Here is a 17,626-nt window from a genome sequence, read left to right on the forward strand (position 1 = left end):
TCAGGCGTAGCCGTGTCGACAGGTTCGGGTGTAGCTGTGTCGGCAGGTTCGGGTGTAGCCGTGTCGGCAGGTTCGGGTGTGACGGTATCAGTAGGCGCTGGCGCAGGCGTGTTGGCAGGCAAAGGGGTTGCCGTTGCAGCCGGCGCATCTGTCGCTGTTGGTTTTTCCGTTGGCGTCGATGTGGGCAAAACGGTCGGCGTAGCCTCAGCAGGTATGGTCGGTTCCTCCTGCTCTTCTGGCGTTTCGTTCGCGCGGACTGCCACTTGATTTGTATCCGACTCGTGCGATTCACCAGCGATTTCCCGATCGGATGATTGTCCTGCTTGTGCCAGTTGGTCGGGCGCGACGACCAGCCCCACGATCCCCTCCAGGATGGGATGGAACCAATCTGGCATATCCTCATCCGTGGTGGTCACATCGTAAGCTCCCATCAAGGTACGATAGGTCAAAGCATAGAGCGTCTGGTCAGAGGCAGGCCCGCCAGAAAGATACTCACCTCGGTTTGCGCGAAGATCTGCACCTTCCATAAGGTACAACAGTTCCTTCATTTGGTCCCGGTCCAGTTCTCCTTCCTGGATCACCCCATCTCGAGCGATGCTGTACTTTCTGTCCACATGCACTAGAACGCGTTCTTCGGCCTGCGAGTCACCACCGCCACGGTAGAATTCAATGACTACCGGGCTGGAAGGCGCTTGCGGCGCATCACCCTCCGTTTGTTGAACCGACTGGCGGTTTTCCCGCCCAGGCTGGGGCTTCAACAGGAGATTATCAAACAGGGGTACAATCGGCCGCGCCCATGCTGGCACGGCACCTTCTGCGGTGTCTAACGTCGAGCGCAGTAATGTGTCCCGGCGTGTGATATTGTACCGGTAGCCTTCTCCCGCTGGCTCATCCGGAGCCTCGTGTTCAGCCACACTGCGATGAAAGTCGGCCGAATCGAAAGCGACTCGAATGTGAGCCATTTCAGCCGGTGTCAACCAAAAGGTAACCGGTTCCTCGTCTCCCTGCTGCAGGATAACATGACCGTCGAGAAAAAGCTGGGCATGGTTGTCCACACCATCAGCGCCCCCGGTCCGTCTATACTCGGCTGTGACGAAGGTCGCGGGATCAACAGAGAACGAAAACGCTGATTCCCTGGGTTGTGGGGTCTGCAAAGGAATATCGGATACTGAGGAGGAGTCAGCAGTTGTGCAGGCTACCAGCCAGGAACCGATGAGGAGCAGAGCAAGCAAGTGAAGTGAAGGACGACGCATGGGCAATGTGGCTCCTTGCTATTTTCCACGAAAGACGCAGCGCATAGTATACCACGATCCTGCCAGTAGCGCCACAAGAATACTTCACCGCGTCAAGGGCAAATCATCAGGTACCATGTACCAATATCACATGGATAAGGCGAGGACCAAATAAACCGATTGTCCTGATAAGCTCGATATCCAGGGACATGCTGGGACCGGTTATCATTGTGACATTGCTGCGATCACAGATCCCAATGGTATCCTCCTGAGTAACCCAATCCAGCATTGTCGCGTGCAGAAGGCGCACAGGTACCAAAGCAACGTGTCGTCTGGGAATTTCGCTCACCAGGCTGGATCGTCCAGGACCGCTGGCCAGTACCAGGGTGCCGGTTGAAGCGATGGCAGCATCGGCCCCGGTAATGCCCACAGGGATGGATTCCAGGTCCCTTATCAGTTCCCGGCGTTCGCGCGCCGCGACTGCCGGCCTCGCATCCCGAATGGCCCTCAAGTCGGGAACAACCGCCTCAATTTCCAATACATCCAAGGCTTCCAACAGGCCGCTCACCGGCAGCTGATCTGCATCCCAACTAAGAACCCGCTGCACACCCTCCTCCTGCAACGCCACCATCAAGCCCAGGCGAGCGATGGCAGGACTCTCTGATATCTCCCAGGTCACTTCCAGCCGATCAAGAGCGGCTGTGAAGGTTTCGATCAGGTCATACGATTCATGGTCATGATAGCGCGTCACAGCGGGGTATCCCCTATCAGCGGGCGATCTTTGCCGCAGGTCTTCTTGAGCAATCCGGCCCAAAATAACCTCCTTCGAGCTCGCCATCATGGGCTGCCATCGATTGCTTCGACAGCTTGCCCCGAATCCTGAGTGCGCTCTGCCCATCGCTCCCTGAATGAACGCTGGGCAGGGGCCGGCAGATCCGAACCGGAAACCCATGCATGAAATGGCGGGGGTAGATGGCTAATGGTCTCCCGACCAAAGGGTCGGCTCAGCCGTGTCAGCCATTTTGTGGCCGACCGGTATCCGTTACTATCCTTCGTTGCCCAGGCATAAAGGCGACGGGTCTGCTGGTTTTTGACGGTACGATCGGTGCCGTCGATATCGCTGCGCAATTTGATCAGGAGCTGAGGCAGATCGATCCCAACGGGACAGACATCGGCACACGCGCCGCACAGCGTGCTGGCAAATGGCAAATCGGCAAATGGAGTCTGCCCTAGCACGGACGCCAGAGACTGCGAAACGTTTGGGCAATCAACTTGTTTGCCGGGGAATTGGAACCATCGCCTTCCATTCTGATCACCAGCCTCATCTCCGGCAGGGCTACTCGACATGGGCATCAGAGGCAGTGTCACAGCACCTATCGGCCCGCTGGCGCCTCCCCCATAGGCGCGGCCTCCAACCTCACGGTAGACCGGGCAGGCATTGAGGCAGGCACCGCAACCGATACAGCCCAGGGCATCCCCATAACCCCACCGAATAAGATTTCCTCGCCCATTATCGAGAATCACGAGATGAACCTCGACCGGACCGTCAGGGTCACCAGGTCGGGAAGGCCTGTGGAGCAGATTCAGGTAGGTTGGCATAGCCTGCCCCGAGGCGCTGCGCGTTTTTACTTGAGCCAACAGACTCACATCCTCCAGGGAAGAAACGACCTGGTCGATCCCCATGATTGCGACGTGAATCGGCGCCAGCGCATAACCGTAGCGGTCGTTCCCGCTGTTCGAAAGTGTGACCAGGCTGCCTGTCTGGGCAACGCTGAAATCCAGCGCGCCAACACTGAGATCGGCTTCCGCAAACACCTTCCGCAACTTGAAGCAGACCATACCAGACATCGCCTGCACGTTGAGTGTCTCTGGCATATCCAGTTTCTTCTCAAACAGCGCAGCGACGTCCTCCTTTCGCCAATGCAGAGCCCCAAATACACGATGAGAAGGCCGGTCATCAGACAGTTGCAGGATATAATCGCCCAGTTGGGTTTCAACCAAGGCAACATCAACGGCTTGCAGCGCGCTGGCAAGGCCCATCTCCCGACTAAGAAAGGATTGGCTGTTGACCGCGGTTCTTACCCGATGCTGCTCTGCCAACCCAACGATGTACCGATTGGCGGCGGCGGCATCCTCGGCCCAGAATACCTGAACACCGTTGGCCAGCACCTGCTCCTCCAATTGCGCCAGCAGATCGGGCAGATGGGCCAGATTGCGCGACCGAATGGATCGAGCAGCCGACTGCAACTGCTCGAAGGAGGTGCCTTTCGCAGTGGCTTCCTGACGGCGACGCCTTAGCAGCGTTGTCGACCGTGCGACAGTGGTGCGCAGGGAAGAATCGCCGAGTGCTTCATTCGCACGTCTTTTGAAATCGGTAGTCATAGTCCCAAGACACCAATCGGGCTCTGTCCATGGCCAAAGTCAATCCTCCCGGCATAATTGCGCCAGGTCAGCGGGAGCGGGCCAGCCCACAGTTCAGACAGGAGGAAAAACCGTCTTCCTGAACGATCAGTCCCGTTTGAACTTGGAGTAATCGGGAGCCCGGTATTTGCTTACGCCAACCCCAGCGATATCGAGCATCGCCTCGACCTTCATGGGCAATCCGTAGAGCTTGATAAAACCCTCAGCATCCTGCTGATCGTACACATCCTCGTCGCCGAAAGTAGCGAAGTCCTCACGATAGAGCGAATAGGGTGAGCGTCGTCCAACCACAAGACAATTGCCTTTGTAAAGCTTGAGCCGCACGCTGCCGGTCACATTGGCCTGAGTAGCGTCCACGAAAGCATCCAACGCCTTGCGCAATGGGGTGAACCACAACCCGTTGTACGTCAGTTCAGCGTACTTCAATGCGACCTGCAGCTTGAAGTGCAAGGTCGATTTGTCCAGGCACAGTTCCTCCAGCGCTTGATGAGCCGCGTAAAGAATGGTGCCACCAGGCGTCTCGTAGATACCATGGGATTTCATGCCCACCAGGCGATTCTCCACCAGATCAACCCGACCGATCCCGTGTTTGGCGCCGACCGCGTTCAGATTGTCCATCAGGCTGATCGGTCCCATGGCAACGCCATTCAACCGTTTGGGATACCCTGACTGGAAATCGATAGTAACCTCCTCCGGCCGGTTGGGAGCATCCTCTGGGCTCTTGCTCCAGAGAAACATAGTCTCTTCCGGCTCATTCCAGGGATCTTCCAAAAGCCCACCCTCGTGGCTCAAATGCCACAAATTGCGATCCCGGCTATAGATCGACTTTTCGGAAGCGGCCACAGGCACGTTATATTCGGCTGCATAGTCCAGCGCATCCTCTCGACTGCGAATCGTCCACTCTCTCCAGGGCGAAATGGTGCGCAAGCGCGGATTCAAGGCCATCACAGTCAGCTCAAAACGAACCTGGTCGTTGCCCTTCCCTGTACAGCCGTGGGAAACGGCATCGGCGCCCTCCAACTCAGCGATTTCCACCATCCGCTTGGCGATCAGCGGCCGCGCCACGCTGGTACCCAGGAGATATTTACGTTCGTAAACAGCACCGGCGCGCATCATGGGATAGAGGTAATCGCTAATGAATTCCTCGCGCAGGTCCTCGATGTAGATCTTACTGGCGCCTGATGCTATCGCTTTTTCTTCAAGACCCTCCAACTCTTCATCCTGGCCCAGGTTGGCTGTGAAACAAATCACGTCGCAGCCATAGTTGTTGCGTAACCAGGGCACGATTACAGAGGTATCCAGGCCGCCCGAGTAGGCGAGAACGACCTTTTCGATTTCTTGTTTCGTCATGTGCGCTTTCCTTTGAGCTTAATTATCTGGAGCCTTGCAGATCAAGGCGAATATCCGGTAGAGTGCCGATCATAGTCTTCGGCTGTCCTGCCAAAATCGATCTGGCGATGTACGTTTCCCAGGCCGATCAGCAACAGGTCGCGGGTTTCCATCAGGTTACAGGCTCCTCCGCACCCTGATCATCATCCCCAGGCGTGAGGATCTCCGGAAAATCCTCCAGTCCCACGGCTCCCTCGTCAGATGCATCTGGTGCGGCTAACACAGGCACCTGACTTCCCTCCCCCATGCCAGTTGTTTCTGGAAACGGGGGACGATCGTTCAGTTTGGAATGAGCGTAATCAAAGAATATCTTGACTGAAGCTAACGTCGGCGCTGCCAAAAATGCACCAAGGATTCCACCTGTTGCCGTACCGGCGATCACCCCCACCAGGACGATCATCGGATGCAGATTAAGACTGGTTCCAATGATACGCGGCACAAGCAAGTTGTTCTCCAACTGTTGGATCAACACGTAAGCTGCAATGACAATCAGAGCAAATACAGCGTTATTGATATCCCAATGAGTGGAACCTTGTATCAATGCCAGCACCACGGCAGGAACGGCAGCCATGATGGGACCCAGGTTGGGCACGACCTCGAGAACGCCGGCAAGCAGCCCAAGTACGAAAGCGGCAGGCAAGCCCAGAATCAATGCCACAATGAAAGTAACAACCCCTACCGTCAACGACAGAACAAGCTGGCCCCGGAAAAAGGAGTCCCAGACTATTTGCAGCCGAAAAAAGAGAATTTCCCACTCGGGCCAGGCGCCCTCCGGTGCGATTGACTTCAGCCAGGAACGCAGCTTGGGTCCATCCTTGGTCAGGTAAAAGGTAAACATGAGCAGCAATATCGCGCCCAGGGCAGCCCCGAACAAAAGAGCCATCGCGTCGGTCAGCACAACGGCAGCAGTGCCCAATAACCCTTTTGCTGCCTTTGCACTTTCCACCAGATAGCCTACGATCTCACCTATGGAAGGTACAGATGCCTCCTGAATAGCCTGACTGATGGTTCGCTCCAGCGAAATCAGGGCATCTCCCAAATCGACATCGTAGCCACCAACCGCAAAATCGGGAATCAACGCGGCTATCTCAGGCACCTCCCGATCGAAAAGCCGGGGAATCTGGGCCAATGCACTGAGAATTTCCGCAACGCCTTCGATCACCCACGGCGTTACGAGGACCGGGACCAGGGCAGCCAGAAGCACGATCAAGAGCACGCATATCGCCGCAGCCACACCGCGAGGCATCCGACCTTCGAGATGACCCACCAGGGGTTGAAAAATGTATGCCAGGACGGCTGATAATGCCAGGAGTGACAGCATGGATCGGGCCAGATAGAGCAAGAGAACTGCCCCGATCAGTATCACGACAACGACGATCCGTTTGGTATCCCGTGTCCAGGTGTTGGCGTTTTCGGACATTGAAATGCAGGTACCCTTCTGTAGCACCTAAGCGACTGCTATTCCGCTGTGGGGGAGCAACCAGACCGTTTTCTGGCTGAACCGCAGCGATTCGATTATATCGCAGACAACCGCAATATACCAGCGTCTACAGCAGCAGGGAACCAAGTCGACGCAAGACGGGCAAGGGCACGCGCCGGGCCAGGGTGGTCCACCGGGGGGATAGTTCCATAGCCTGACCTGGTTCTTCCAGATGAATCAGGACAGCAACTTCATCGCAGCGGTGAAACTTGGGGCAATAAACGCATTCGCTCCAGATCTTTGGGGTCAGGGTCCAGCGATCAACCACGTGAAAGCCGGATCTCTGAAAGAGACGGGGGCGTAAGGTGAGCGCGCAGACGTGGTCGAGCTCACGCTCGCGCGCCAATTCCAGCAGGGCGGCCACGAGCCTGCCGCCCAGGCCATTGCCCTGAAAGGCCTCCGCGACCGCCACTGAACGGATTTCGGCCAGCCCGACAGTCAAGGCAACCAACGATCCGCAAGCGATGATGGTATTGTCATCTTCGGCTATCAGGAAATCGGCAAGTACCGATGACACCTGAGCTTCGCTCCGGGGTAACATGCGATTGCGGGCAGCGAAGCTGTTCACCAGCTCGGATATGGCAGGAACGTCGGCCCCGATGGCAGGCCGGATGTTGATTTCGTTCAAAAACACACCTCTTGAAAACGAATCGTCATAGCTGTGAAAAGACCGTGGAAAGACGCTCTACCACCAGGTCGATCTCCTCTCGCGAAATAATCAGCGGGGGTACCAGACGGAGCACATTGGCGCCGGCACCCACAGTCAACAGGCCTTGTTCGTGCCCCGCTTCGACGACGGTCGAAGCAGGGATATCCAACTGGATTCCGATCAGCAAACCCTGGCCTCGAATCCCTTCAATATGAGAGCTGTTGATTTCAGAAAGACGGTCGAAAAAATAGGCGCCCTTCGCCCGAACATCCGCCAGAAACTCAGGCTGGCTGATGCGCCCGACAACCGCTTCAGCAACCGCGGCCACCAGAGGGCCGCCGGCAAAGGTGCTGGCATGGTCGAAGGCATGAATTGCGCCGGCGACCTGGTCGGTCATAAGGATTGCCGCCATGGGCAGGCCTCCCGCCAGGGGTTTGGCAACTGTGAGAAGATCGGGAGAAACTCCGTATCCCTGATATGCCCACAGATGCCCGGTGCGGCCCAGCCCACACTGAACCTCATCGAATATCAGCAAGGAGTCGTGAGTGTCGCATAGCTCCCGGAGTCCTTTCAGAAAACTGGCTTCGGCTGGCAGAATACCAGCCTCTCCCTGTATAGGTTCCACGATCACCGCGCAGATCGAGTCGTCGATCTCTCTTGCCGCGGACGCCAGGTCGTTGAAGCGGGCAAAGCGAACGCCGGGCATCAGGGGCTCAAAGGGTTGCCGGTACCTGGGCCGATCGGTGGCTGCCAGGGAACCGAAAAGGCGGCCATGGAAACCACCGCTAAAGGCGACAATTGTGGATTTATCCTTGCCGTGCTGTTCGCGGGCATAACGGCGTGCGAACTTGAAAGCACCCTCGTTGGCGCTGGCGCCGCAATTGGCGTAATGCACCTTGTCGGCAAAGCTGGTTTCGCACAGCAACTTCGCCAGCCGGGCCTGGGGAGCGGTGTGATACAGGTTGCTGACGTGCCATAGCTTTCCCGCCTGTTCGGTCAACGCCGCCAGGCTCGCTGGGTCCCCATATCCCAGGGAATTCACAGCAATGCCGGCAACGCAATCGAGATACTCCTTGCCTGCCGAGTCGAAGACTCGACAACCTTCCCCTCGCTCCAACACGAAGTCGGGGCGAGCGTATACCTGCAGGACATAGTTCTTTTCCAGATCGATCACAGTTTGGCTTTCCATCAATCCTTCACTCCTTGCCACATCGTTACGCAGTCCCGCGGCAGCGGGGTAAGCGGCTATCCAACAACGACGGCGGTGCCGCGGCCGCTTCGTAAGCCAGCGATATCGGTGATCACAGCCTGATGCACACCGTTCATAACGGCTTCGGAAGCCGAGCGCACCTTGGGCACCATGCCACCATTGATACGACCCTCGGCCACGTGGCCTTCTACTTGCTGCGCGGTCAGTTCGGACACTGGCATCGAATCCCAACTATCCAGCATGACACCCGGCACGTTGCTTACAAAGACCAGCTGCTCGGCTTCAAGGGATGCCGCAAGGGCAGCGGCCACCTGATCGGCATTGACATTGTAGGACTGCCCGTCAACCCCCAGGGACAGGGGAGAGACCACCGGCACGATCCCGGCATCCAGCAGTGCCCACAGTTTTTCGACCCGCACCTCAACAACCTTTCCAACATAACCGATATCAACGCCTCTGGGCCGAAGGGGCTGCACCCGGATCAGGCCCAGGTCAACGCCGCTCAAGCCCAGAGCGTTAACGCCGCCGTTGACCAGCCAGCGGGTCACCCGGGTATTGACAGCCCCGCTCAAGACCATCTTGACCAGGCGCAGACTGTCAAAACTGGTGACTCGCAAGCCCTCGACAAAGTCAAAGGGAACGCCCAGGCGGCCATGCAGGTCGGCAATCTCCTTGCCGCCGCCATGAACGACAACGACGTTGGACTGTTCACTGATAGCCTTGACTGCTGCAACGAGTTCAGCCAAAAAGCTGTCGTCGTCTATCTCGTTTCCGCCGACCTTCACAACGATGACTTGACCAATTGTATCACAGGTGTTCATGGAGAGATCCTTGTGGTTTTGCATTCATACAGCCACACGAGGTTTCAGCGGATTCAGGCGCTTCAAACCATACCGTAGACAAGTTGGCCGATGCGCCAGGCACTGGATCATGGCAGCCCCAGCGTCTCGTCCAGACCAAATACAACATTCATGTTTTGCAACGCCTGTCCAGCGGCCCCTTTGAGCAGATTGTCGATGCTGCTGGTAATGATCAGAGTTCGGGTACCAGGCACCGGAGTAAGCCCGATGACACACCGGTTGGATCCGGCCGAATGCTTCATAGTAGCAGGCTCAATGCCAGGCAGCACCTGCACGAAGGGTTCCGTTTCATAGGCTACCCCAAAGGCAAAGAACAGATCGGCCTCGCCGACACCTTCTGGCAGAGTCAGATAGATCGTCGACAGGATACCGCGGCTCACCGGGACCAGGTGGGGAGAGAAAATAAACCGCGGCTTGCCTGAAGCGGTGGATAGGACCTGGCTCATACCACCGCCAAAGGAGAGTTCCTGTTCCATCTCTGCAATGTGCCGGTGGGCGTAACCGATGCTATAGGGCGACAGGTTTTCGTTGGCCTCGACGAAGCTGGTCATTAACTTAGGTTTCCGCCCGGCACCACTGACGCCCGATTTGCTATCCACGATCACTTGCCCCGAGAGCCAACCCAATTGAGCCAGGGGCCATAGCGCCAGAATGACACTGGTCGGATAACAGCCAGGATTGGCCACCAGCTCGCTGCCAGCGATCTTATCCCGGTAAAGTTCAGGCAGACCATAGACCGCCTCGGCCAACAGATCTTTCTCGGTGTGTGGCGTTGCATACCAGTGCTCATAGGCCATAGGGTCGCGCAGGCGAAAATCGGCGCTGAGATCGATCGCCTTGACACCTGCCTTGCGCACGGTCGCGACTGCCTTCATGGAAGCTGCATGGGGAAGACAAACAAAGACCAGGTCGGCTTTGGTCAGGGGTGCCCTTGCCAGCGGTAACAGTGGATCGTGCCAGGAACAGGGATAGACCTGGGAAAGTGTCCGACCAGCGTAACTTTCCGAGGTCAGCCAGGCAAGTTCCACTTCAGGGTGGCCCCGCAACAGTTTGACCAGTTCGATGCCTGTATAGCCTGTCGCACCGATGACACCTGCTCGTATCATGCAATTCCTCCAACAAAAAAAGCTCTCCATCTGGAGAGCTCAGCCGCAGTCATCAACCTTGAAAACCGGCCCATGCCAACCATCCAGACTTACGTCCGGGTCATGACATCAGGCCTCCTGGGGAAGTACAAAGTTGTGTTCATGATTGTTGCTCGGGGTTATAGCATAGAATTACAGGGCTGTCAAACGCCGCGCGACCGGGGGAGAGCATACATCGGCTGGGTGAGAATGGCCTAATCCTGATCTTCCTGCAGGGTGAAATCGGCCTCCATCGGCTCATTGAAGCCCTCTGGACCGTCAGACGACGCATCCGGCTCATCGTCCACCGTCGTGGATCTCCCTCGTTTTCTGTCAGGCGACCTCACGGTGGGGCGCCGAAGCCGTAAGGGAACTATCCTGGGAATGGCACGCGCGATGCGTCCTGTGGTCGTCTGCTCGGAGCCTTCCTGGCGGACGCTGTTCACTAGTTCGGCTGAATATTCCCGGCCCCGCGCTACTGCCTCGGCGAAGACCTCCCGCAGCGCATCCCCTTCCATCCTTACGCCGGTGACATACCACTGGTAGACCATCTGGCCGATGGCGTAGGTTCCGGCGTAGGCAATGCCAACTTTGGGTACGAGGCCGATTCCAGGCAGCAAGCCCACCAGCGAGCGCGCCATCTGTCGCCAGATGAATCCGAATCCTACCACCGCTGCCAGTTGGGGAATCACCTCCCTGGCGGTACCGGTTTCGCCCATCAGAAGGCCGATCTTGTAAGCCAGCAATAGCTGATTCTTGGTGAGAACGATGCTATCGGCGACCGTTAGAGGAATCAACAGGCCGGGAACCAGTTCACCAATGCCTGTGCCAAAGGAGTAGGCAGCATTGGTTACCGAGGTATCGTTGACCAGCTTTTTGGCCACTACCGGTCTCAGCGCCGGATAGGCGCGAGCGAGCGCAACCTCTCGATCGGGGAATGCCGCCACGATTCGGGGATACAGGATTTCCTCAACCTCATCCGGATCATCCAGAGCACAGACCACAAAACTCTGAGCGAGCGGAATCGAATCTTCAACACCAAAGCCGGCAGCTGCCAGCACCTGTTGGGCAAGGATATGGGGTTTATCCAGTACCAACAGCGTATTCGGCGACTGAGCCACAAGGTCAGTCATGGTGGAGGTGCGCAACTGATCAAGGCTGTCAAACAGAACCAGCACCAGGTCGTACCGGGCAAGGGTAGAAATCTCGTCCCGGGCCGGATCCAACCGGTACACAGGCGCAGCCGTGATTGGTTGTCCTATCGCGTGGGGACCTTGTTGAAGCATAGCCTGCAATGCAGCTACCTTGTCGGGCGGGCCCAGGAGAGCCAGACGCGGCAGGAGCAACGCCTCATCGCGCAGCGACATCAGATCAATCTCCCCCAACATCTTCCAGATGTGTCCAACACTAGTCCATGATGCCATGGCAACTCCCAGAATTACTCTGACTCACACGACGCAGGAAATGGCAGGACTCATCCCACAATGCCATCTTCGCCAACAGCACCCTTCAACAGGTCAAGCAATTGCTCCTGTTGCTCCAGGGGCGGCAGGCCCTTGAATTCCTGGTTAGCGATATCCAGTCGTCCCCGCTCGTCCATGGGATGATATCTCAAAAGCAAGGCATGACCCACCCGCGGCGAGCGCTCAACGGAAACCAGTTGCCGGAGGTAAATCACGGTGGACTTTCGCAGCGGCGTATTTACCACAAGACTCTCATCGTCTACGATGACTTTCGTCAGCGCGCGCGGCACCGTCATCACTGAAAACACAATGGCCAACAGCACAAGGAGCCAGCCATACTGAGCTGGACTTTTCACCTGGGTGACCAGAGCCAGCAGCACAAGGAGCAGGGGAACCAGGTATAACAGCCGAAAGCCCCAGCTAGTTCGAAAGATCTGTGCTTGCGTATTCATCTCTTGTTTCAGGCCAGGCTTTTTTGCTCAACATGCCAACCGAAAATCGGGTCCAACCCAGGAATTGCGTCGTGGCGATGCGTTCTGTATAATCGTAGCGGTGATTACTCAATCCTGAACTTTCTGATTTTGACAGGCCTTCGCTGCCAGCAGGCCCCATTCCGGGGCAATCGACAGTATACATCAGCCGGGAGTTTCCTTCAAATCGATGCCGGGAAATTAAACCTGAATGTCTCCAGCCACACAGATTGAGAAGCCGTCCACCTACAGCGCGATGGGCACCGTCGTGCAAGCAAAGGCAGGACACTACACCGTTCTGACGTCAAACGGCGAGGTTGAATGCCGGATTCGCGGCCGCCTCAAACGGTCGAGCGAGGGACGCTTAACGGCCAACCCCATCGCGGTTGGCGATCAAGTACGTATCGATGTTTTCGCATCCAGGCGCGGCGTTGTGGAAGAAGTTCTTCCGCGAACGCGAGTCTTCTCGCGAAGAGCCCGTGGATGGCCGCCCCGGGAACAGATCATCCTGGCCAACCCCGACCAGGCTGTCTTTGTCTTCTCTTGCCACGAGCCTGATCCCAATCCCCGCCTGATTGATCGTTTTCTTGCCATTGCCGAGGCTGCGGAGCTTCCCACCATCCTGTGCTTCAACAAGGTGGATCTGCTGGTTGATCGGGAAATCGACAAGACCCTCCTCATCTATGAAAAGATCGGCTATCCAGTACTGCGTACCAGCGCCGTCAGAGGGGATAGCCTCGATGAGCTGAAGGAAGCACTGACCGATAAGATCAGTGTACTCAGTGGACCCTCTGGTACAGGCAAGTCCAGCCTGATCAACGCCATTGAACCTGATTTCAGGCGGAAGGTAACTGACATCAGCCAGTGGAGTGGAAAAGGGGTGCATACAACGGTTGAAACGGTTCTTCTGCCGCTCGGTTTCGGCGGCTTCATCGCAGACACCGCCGGTATTCGCCAGCTTGTTCCCTGGGATATGGACAAGGACCTGGATTGGTGCTATCGGGAGTTTCGCCCCTTCCTCAACGACTGCCAATACAGCGATTGTTTTCATACTCACGAACCAGGTTGCGCCGTTATGGATGCGGTGGAGCGGGGAAAGATCGACGAGGAACGATACGACAGCTACCAGCGCTTCTTCGAGCAAATGGAGGAGCAGACGGAGGGGTAATCGGGCGATCAGACTGGCAGGTTCGAGCTTCAGGCAAACAACCGTGCCCGGGCGCTGTCAAGCCAACCGTCGCTCGATCGTCTGCCTCACAATCTTCTCGTCGGCAGGCAAGTAGACAGGGGGATTGGCTGCCATAGCCTCGACTTCCGACAGCGTGTCCTCATGATAGCCCACCTTGAACCGCGTAAACTTGAGCCCGTGGGCTGTCGAAATGACCACTACCCGTTCGTGGCGTTTTATCTCCCCCCGTTCGACCAGCTTGTGCAGAACAGCTAACGCCACTCCGGTGTGGGGACAGCAGTACATGCCTGTCAGGTCGGCCCGGGCCGCAGCGTTGGCCAATTCATGCTCTGTGGCCTGTTCCACGATTCCGTCGAACTGCTGCAGGACCTTGATGGCCTTCTCGTAGCTGACCGGATCCCCGATCTGGATTGCCGATGCCAGGGTTTTCCGGGCCGTTACGGCGACCTTCTCCCGAAAGTCCCCAAGATAGCTTTGATAGAGAGGGTTGGCCTTGGCCGCCTGGGCAGCGACCAAACGAGGCAACCGGGAAACGATCCCCAACTCGCGCAGCAGAAGCAGTCCTTTGCCCAATGCACTGATGTTCCCAAGATTTCCCACGGGCATAATGATCCAGTCAGGCACTGCCCAATCAAACTGCTGAACGATCTCAATTCCCACCGTTTTCTGGCCTTCGATGCGCAGGCTGTTCATGCTGTTTGCCAGGTAGATGCTGTTGTCCTCCGTGACCTGCTGGACTATTCGCATACAACCGTCGAAGTCGGTATCCAGGGCCAGGACCAGAGCGCCGTTTGCGATAGGTTGAATGAGCTGTGCCGCACTGACCTTTCCGCGGGGTAGAAAGACGATGGTGGGAATACCGGCCGCGGCACCGTAGGCAGCCAGGGCTGCAGAGGTATCACCGGTGCTGGCACAGGCGACAGCCTTAACCGGACTATTTCCGCTGCGAATCATCTGGTTCACAACGCTGACCAGCACGGTCATGCCGAGGTCCTTGAAAGAGCCGGAATGGCTGTTTCCACACATCTTGACCCAGAGATCCTCAACCCCCAGCTGTTGGCCCAATCGATTTGCCCAGAACAGGTTGGAGTTTCCCTCAAACATTGACACGATATTCTCCTCGTGAATGTCGGGGACTACCCACTCCTGTTTTCCCCATACACCACTGCCATAGGGCCATTGCGTGGTGCCTACCCGCTGGTCCATCAACCGCATCCAGGCGATCGGACTGCGATCCCTGAGCGCGTTCACATCGTGGATTACCTCAAGAAGGCCACCACATTGGGGGCAGCGGTAGATTACCTCATAGAGCGACCAACGTCCTTCACAGCCGCGCACACACTGAAAACAGGCTGAGTATGCCATGCCATGCCGCTCCTAAATCAGCATTGGGGGATCCGGCCAATAGGTAGATCTTTAAGGGATAGAAGCAGTCTAGCACCGTTCGCAAGCGGTGTCAAAGGGAACTTCTTCTGCTTCTTCGAATGTATCATTCTTGTCATAGCAGCAGACCTACACTACAATATGAATCAAGAGAAGATCAGCGACCTCTGCGCCGGAGGTCTGCGTAATCAGCGTTCCTCCGTAGAGTCTTGAGGAAAACGCGGAAATGAACTGCAGCGCTGTCCTGAGCAACGTCCCGAACTTGACTTCGGCGAGCTCAGTCGAACCGCCTCCTCACGGAGCGCTTGCTAGCTCTCACATCGGCTAGCTCACGCACCGCTTGCTGCCTCCCGGCACGCCGACCTCTCGGCCCGCCTGCTGGCGTAGCGTGGCGGTGAGCCAGGTCGAACCGTCGAGGGGCGGTGTCGAAGTTCCAGGTTCTGACTTGTCCAGGTCAGGAAATCAATTGAGTACAAGCAAGGAATACAAGGAAGCTGGCCATGAGAAGATCCGACTATGATGACTACCTTCGCCGTCAGCGCGCCCAGGGCGAACCCACACGAACGTTGACGGCAAGTCAACTGAAGCAGATCGAGAACGCCTTTGAGGAAGTAAAACAACAGGCGAAACAGTGGGAAACCGCGGCCAGGGAATGGGAAACTGCGGCGAAGAAGGCTCAGGAAAGAGCCAGTGACTATGAGGAAAAAACCAACTATTGCAAACAGCTGGTCGAACAGGCCCGGCAACAGTCTGCAGACTGGGAGGCCCGGGCGCGTGAATTAAGGGCCGCAGTAGTCGAAGCCCGGGAGCAACCGGAAGAGAAGGATCAGGAAATCGACGACCTGAAGACCGAAATGCTGACGGCAGAGGAGAGCATAGAAACGTTGCAGTCCGATGCCCAGGCCTCCGATACCAGGATCGCCGAGTTGCAGGAAGAACTGCTCCACCAGGAGGCGGAATACCGCAACAGCCGTCGGCGGCTTGAGCGTTTGTTCGCCAACCAGACAGAACAGGATAAACGGTCAATGCTTCTGGAAATGCTGCCGGTGCTGGACAACCTGCAACGGGCCCTCGATTTTACTCCGGGACAGCAGCCAGACGCCGACACACTTCGCGAGGGCGTCGAGTTGACGCGCAGAACGTTTGTCAACGTATTGGAAAAAAATGGGATACAGGCGATCGATGCGGTTGGCCAGCCATTTGATCCCACGATCCACGAAGCAATCGGTTTGTTGCCCGCGCCAGGCCTGGCCCCGGATACCGTAGCGGCTGTGGAGCAACAAGGATATCGATACGGTGACGACATATTGCGTCCAGCCCGCGTGTTGGTGACACCTGGATAAAGATTTTTGCAGATATACCCGATTCGGTCGTTTCCTAGTCGAGGAAAGAGGTGCCCGTGGATATCAAGGACTATTACCAGGTTCTAGGTGTTGACAAAAACGCCACCCAGGACACTATCAAAAAAGCCTATCGCAAGATGGCTCGCACTTACCATCCTGATGTAAATCCGGGCGACAAGGCATCCGAGGAACGCTTCAAGGAAGCCAATGAGGCCTACGAAGTCCTGTCCGACCCGGAAAAGCGAGGCAAGTACGATCGGTTTGGGGCCCGGTGGCGCGAGTATGAACAGATGGGTGGACAACCGCAGGACTTCAACTGGGAGCAGTGGGCCGGTGCTGGTGCAGGTGCACGACAACGCGGGCAACGAAGCGGTACACGCACTGTTTCCCCAGAAGAGTTCGAACAGATTTTCGGCAACCAGCAAGGGGCAGATTTCTCCGATTTTTTCGAAACCCTGTTCGGCGGGGACGCCCGATATCGCACCGCCCGGACCGAAGGTGGTTTTCAGCCTCGCCCGCGACAAGGCCGAGACAGTACAGTCCCGGTCCAACTTAGCCTGAACGAAGCGTTCAACGGCACAACGCGTTCGATTCAATACGATGATGGCAGGGTCATCGAAGCCAAGGTCCCCCCGGGCGTGCGCACCGGATCCAAGGTGCGACTCCGCGGCCAGGGAGAATCGGGGGCCGGTGGCGGCGGAGCCGGCGACCTTTACCTGAATATCGAGGTCTTGCCAGATAACACGTTCAATCGCACCGGAGATGATCTGAACATCACGATTCCGGTAGACCTGTTTGAACTGCTTCTCGGAGGCTCCGTCCAGGTGCCAACCATGGATAAAACGGTGCAGTTGACCATCCCCAAGGGTACGACAAATGGCAAGACGTTCCGTCTGAATGGCCTGGGCATGCCCAAGCTGAAAAACCGCGATGAACGTGGAAATCTTTTCGTCACCATCGATACCAGGTTACCTGAAAAATTGAGTGATGCCGAGGTTGAACTTGTCAAGCAGTGGCAGCAAACTCGAAGACGAGGAGGCGACAATGGCTGATCCGCAAGTAGACAAGCCCCGCTATACCCGCATTTTGGCTGCCGAACTCGCCGGCGTGTCCGTGCAATTCGTGGAAAAATGTGAACAGAACGAACTCGTCCGTGTCCGGTCAGAAGCTCCCGGTACGCACTGCTACAGCATTCTGAATGTCCGGGAACTGGTTCGGATTCGAGATATGGTCGAGATATTGGAGCTGGATTTCGATACCGTCGAGGTAGTGCTCAACATGCGCAGTCAGATCGTCGACCTGCGGCAGCAAATCGGCCAATTGGAACAAGAGCTTGAGCAGCGCGAGCAAGAACTGTTGAGCCAGGTCTACCAGATGCGACGTCGAATGAGTCTCGCAGGCAGCTGGGAATAG

At 56.8% G+C, this 17,626-nt stretch carries 16 protein-coding genes; 4 read left to right on the top strand and 12 right to left on the bottom strand.

What is annotated here, in order from left to right:
- The 11 genes from U9R25_14460 to U9R25_14510 form a co-directional block, all read right to left on the bottom strand.
- Window positions 1-1,253: hypothetical protein (locus tag U9R25_14460; protein MEA3337109.1), on the bottom strand; the 1,253-nt coding region annotated here is incomplete at its 3' end.
- A gap of 106 nt (window positions 1,254-1,359) precedes the next feature.
- Window positions 1,360-2,073 carry an LUD domain-containing protein gene (locus U9R25_14465; GenBank protein MEA3337110.1) on the bottom strand — a complete coding sequence of 238 codons (714 nt, stop codon included), beginning with the start codon at window positions 2,071-2,073 and terminating at the stop codon, window positions 1,360-1,362.
- Window positions 2,070-3,614, bottom strand: a complete 1,545-nt coding sequence (locus U9R25_14470) for an LUD domain-containing protein (protein ID MEA3337111.1) — start codon at window positions 3,612-3,614, stop codon at window positions 2,070-2,072. Before U9R25_14470 ends, U9R25_14465 begins: the two co-directional genes overlap by 4 nt.
- A gap of 126 nt (window positions 3,615-3,740) precedes the next feature.
- Complete coding sequence (locus tag U9R25_14475; GenBank protein ID MEA3337112.1) at window positions 3,741-5,003, bottom strand: argininosuccinate synthase; 1,263 nt, start codon at window positions 5,001-5,003, stop codon at window positions 3,741-3,743.
- 151 nt (window positions 5,004-5,154) lie between these two features.
- Complete coding sequence (locus tag U9R25_14480) at window positions 5,155-6,462, bottom strand: AI-2E family transporter (GenBank protein MEA3337113.1); 1,308 nt, start codon at window positions 6,460-6,462, stop codon at window positions 5,155-5,157.
- Between the two features lie 127 nt (window positions 6,463-6,589).
- Window positions 6,590-7,150: an N-acetyltransferase gene (locus U9R25_14485; GenBank protein MEA3337114.1), complete on the bottom strand. Its 561-nt coding sequence runs from the start codon at window positions 7,148-7,150 to the stop codon at window positions 6,590-6,592.
- Window positions 7,151-7,175: 25 nt separating this feature from the next.
- Window positions 7,176-8,360, bottom strand: a complete 1,185-nt coding sequence (locus U9R25_14490; GenBank protein MEA3337115.1) for an acetylornithine/succinylornithine family transaminase — start codon at window positions 8,358-8,360, stop codon at window positions 7,176-7,178.
- Window positions 8,361-8,416: 56 nt separating this feature from the next.
- Window positions 8,417-9,202 carry an acetylglutamate kinase gene (gene argB / locus U9R25_14495; GenBank protein MEA3337116.1) on the bottom strand — a complete coding sequence of 262 codons (786 nt, stop codon included), beginning with the start codon at window positions 9,200-9,202 and terminating at the stop codon, window positions 8,417-8,419.
- 107 nt (window positions 9,203-9,309) lie between these two features.
- Complete coding sequence (gene argC, locus U9R25_14500) at window positions 9,310-10,347, bottom strand: N-acetyl-gamma-glutamyl-phosphate reductase (protein ID MEA3337117.1); 1,038 nt, start codon at window positions 10,345-10,347, stop codon at window positions 9,310-9,312.
- 233 nt (window positions 10,348-10,580) lie between these two features.
- The gene (locus tag U9R25_14505; protein MEA3337118.1) at window positions 10,581-11,789 is read right to left on the bottom strand and encodes a hypothetical protein; all 1,209 of its coding nucleotides are present in this window, start codon (window positions 11,787-11,789) and stop codon (window positions 10,581-10,583) included.
- A gap of 50 nt (window positions 11,790-11,839) precedes the next feature.
- Window positions 11,840-12,280 carry a hypothetical protein gene (locus tag U9R25_14510; GenBank protein ID MEA3337119.1) on the bottom strand — a complete coding sequence of 147 codons (441 nt, stop codon included), beginning with the start codon at window positions 12,278-12,280 and terminating at the stop codon, window positions 11,840-11,842.
- Window positions 12,281-12,509: 229 nt separating this feature from the next.
- Here U9R25_14510 and rsgA point away from each other — a divergent pair, with 229 nt between their 5' ends.
- On the top strand, window positions 12,510-13,466 hold the full coding sequence (gene rsgA / locus U9R25_14515; GenBank protein MEA3337120.1) for a ribosome small subunit-dependent GTPase A: 957 nt from the start codon (window positions 12,510-12,512) through the stop codon (window positions 13,464-13,466).
- A gap of 57 nt (window positions 13,467-13,523) precedes the next feature.
- On the opposite strand, the gene thrC is transcribed toward rsgA, so the two are convergent.
- Entirely contained in the window at window positions 13,524-14,852 is a 1,329-nt protein-coding gene (gene thrC, locus U9R25_14520) for a threonine synthase (GenBank protein ID MEA3337121.1), read from the bottom strand.
- Between the two features lie 518 nt (window positions 14,853-15,370).
- On the opposite strand from thrC, the gene grpE reads away from it, so the two are divergent.
- The 3 genes from grpE to U9R25_14535 are packed head-to-tail and all read left to right on the top strand — an operon-like array spanning window position 15,371 to window position 17,626.
- The gene (gene grpE, locus U9R25_14525; protein ID MEA3337122.1) at window positions 15,371-16,213 is read left to right on the top strand and encodes a nucleotide exchange factor GrpE; all 843 of its coding nucleotides are present in this window, start codon (window positions 15,371-15,373) and stop codon (window positions 16,211-16,213) included.
- Window positions 16,214-16,269: 56 nt separating this feature from the next.
- The gene (locus U9R25_14530; protein MEA3337123.1) at window positions 16,270-17,265 is read left to right on the top strand and encodes a J domain-containing protein; all 996 of its coding nucleotides are present in this window, start codon (window positions 16,270-16,272) and stop codon (window positions 17,263-17,265) included.
- The gene (locus U9R25_14535) at window positions 17,258-17,626 is read left to right on the top strand and encodes a hypothetical protein (GenBank protein ID MEA3337124.1); all 369 of its coding nucleotides are present in this window, start codon (window positions 17,258-17,260) and stop codon (window positions 17,624-17,626) included. The genes U9R25_14530 and U9R25_14535 overlap by 8 nt, the downstream gene beginning before the upstream one ends.

The sequence above is a fragment of the Chloroflexota bacterium genome (genome assembly GCA_034717495.1).
Classification (GTDB): domain Bacteria; phylum Chloroflexota; class Anaerolineae; order JAAEKA01; family JAAEKA01; genus JAYELL01.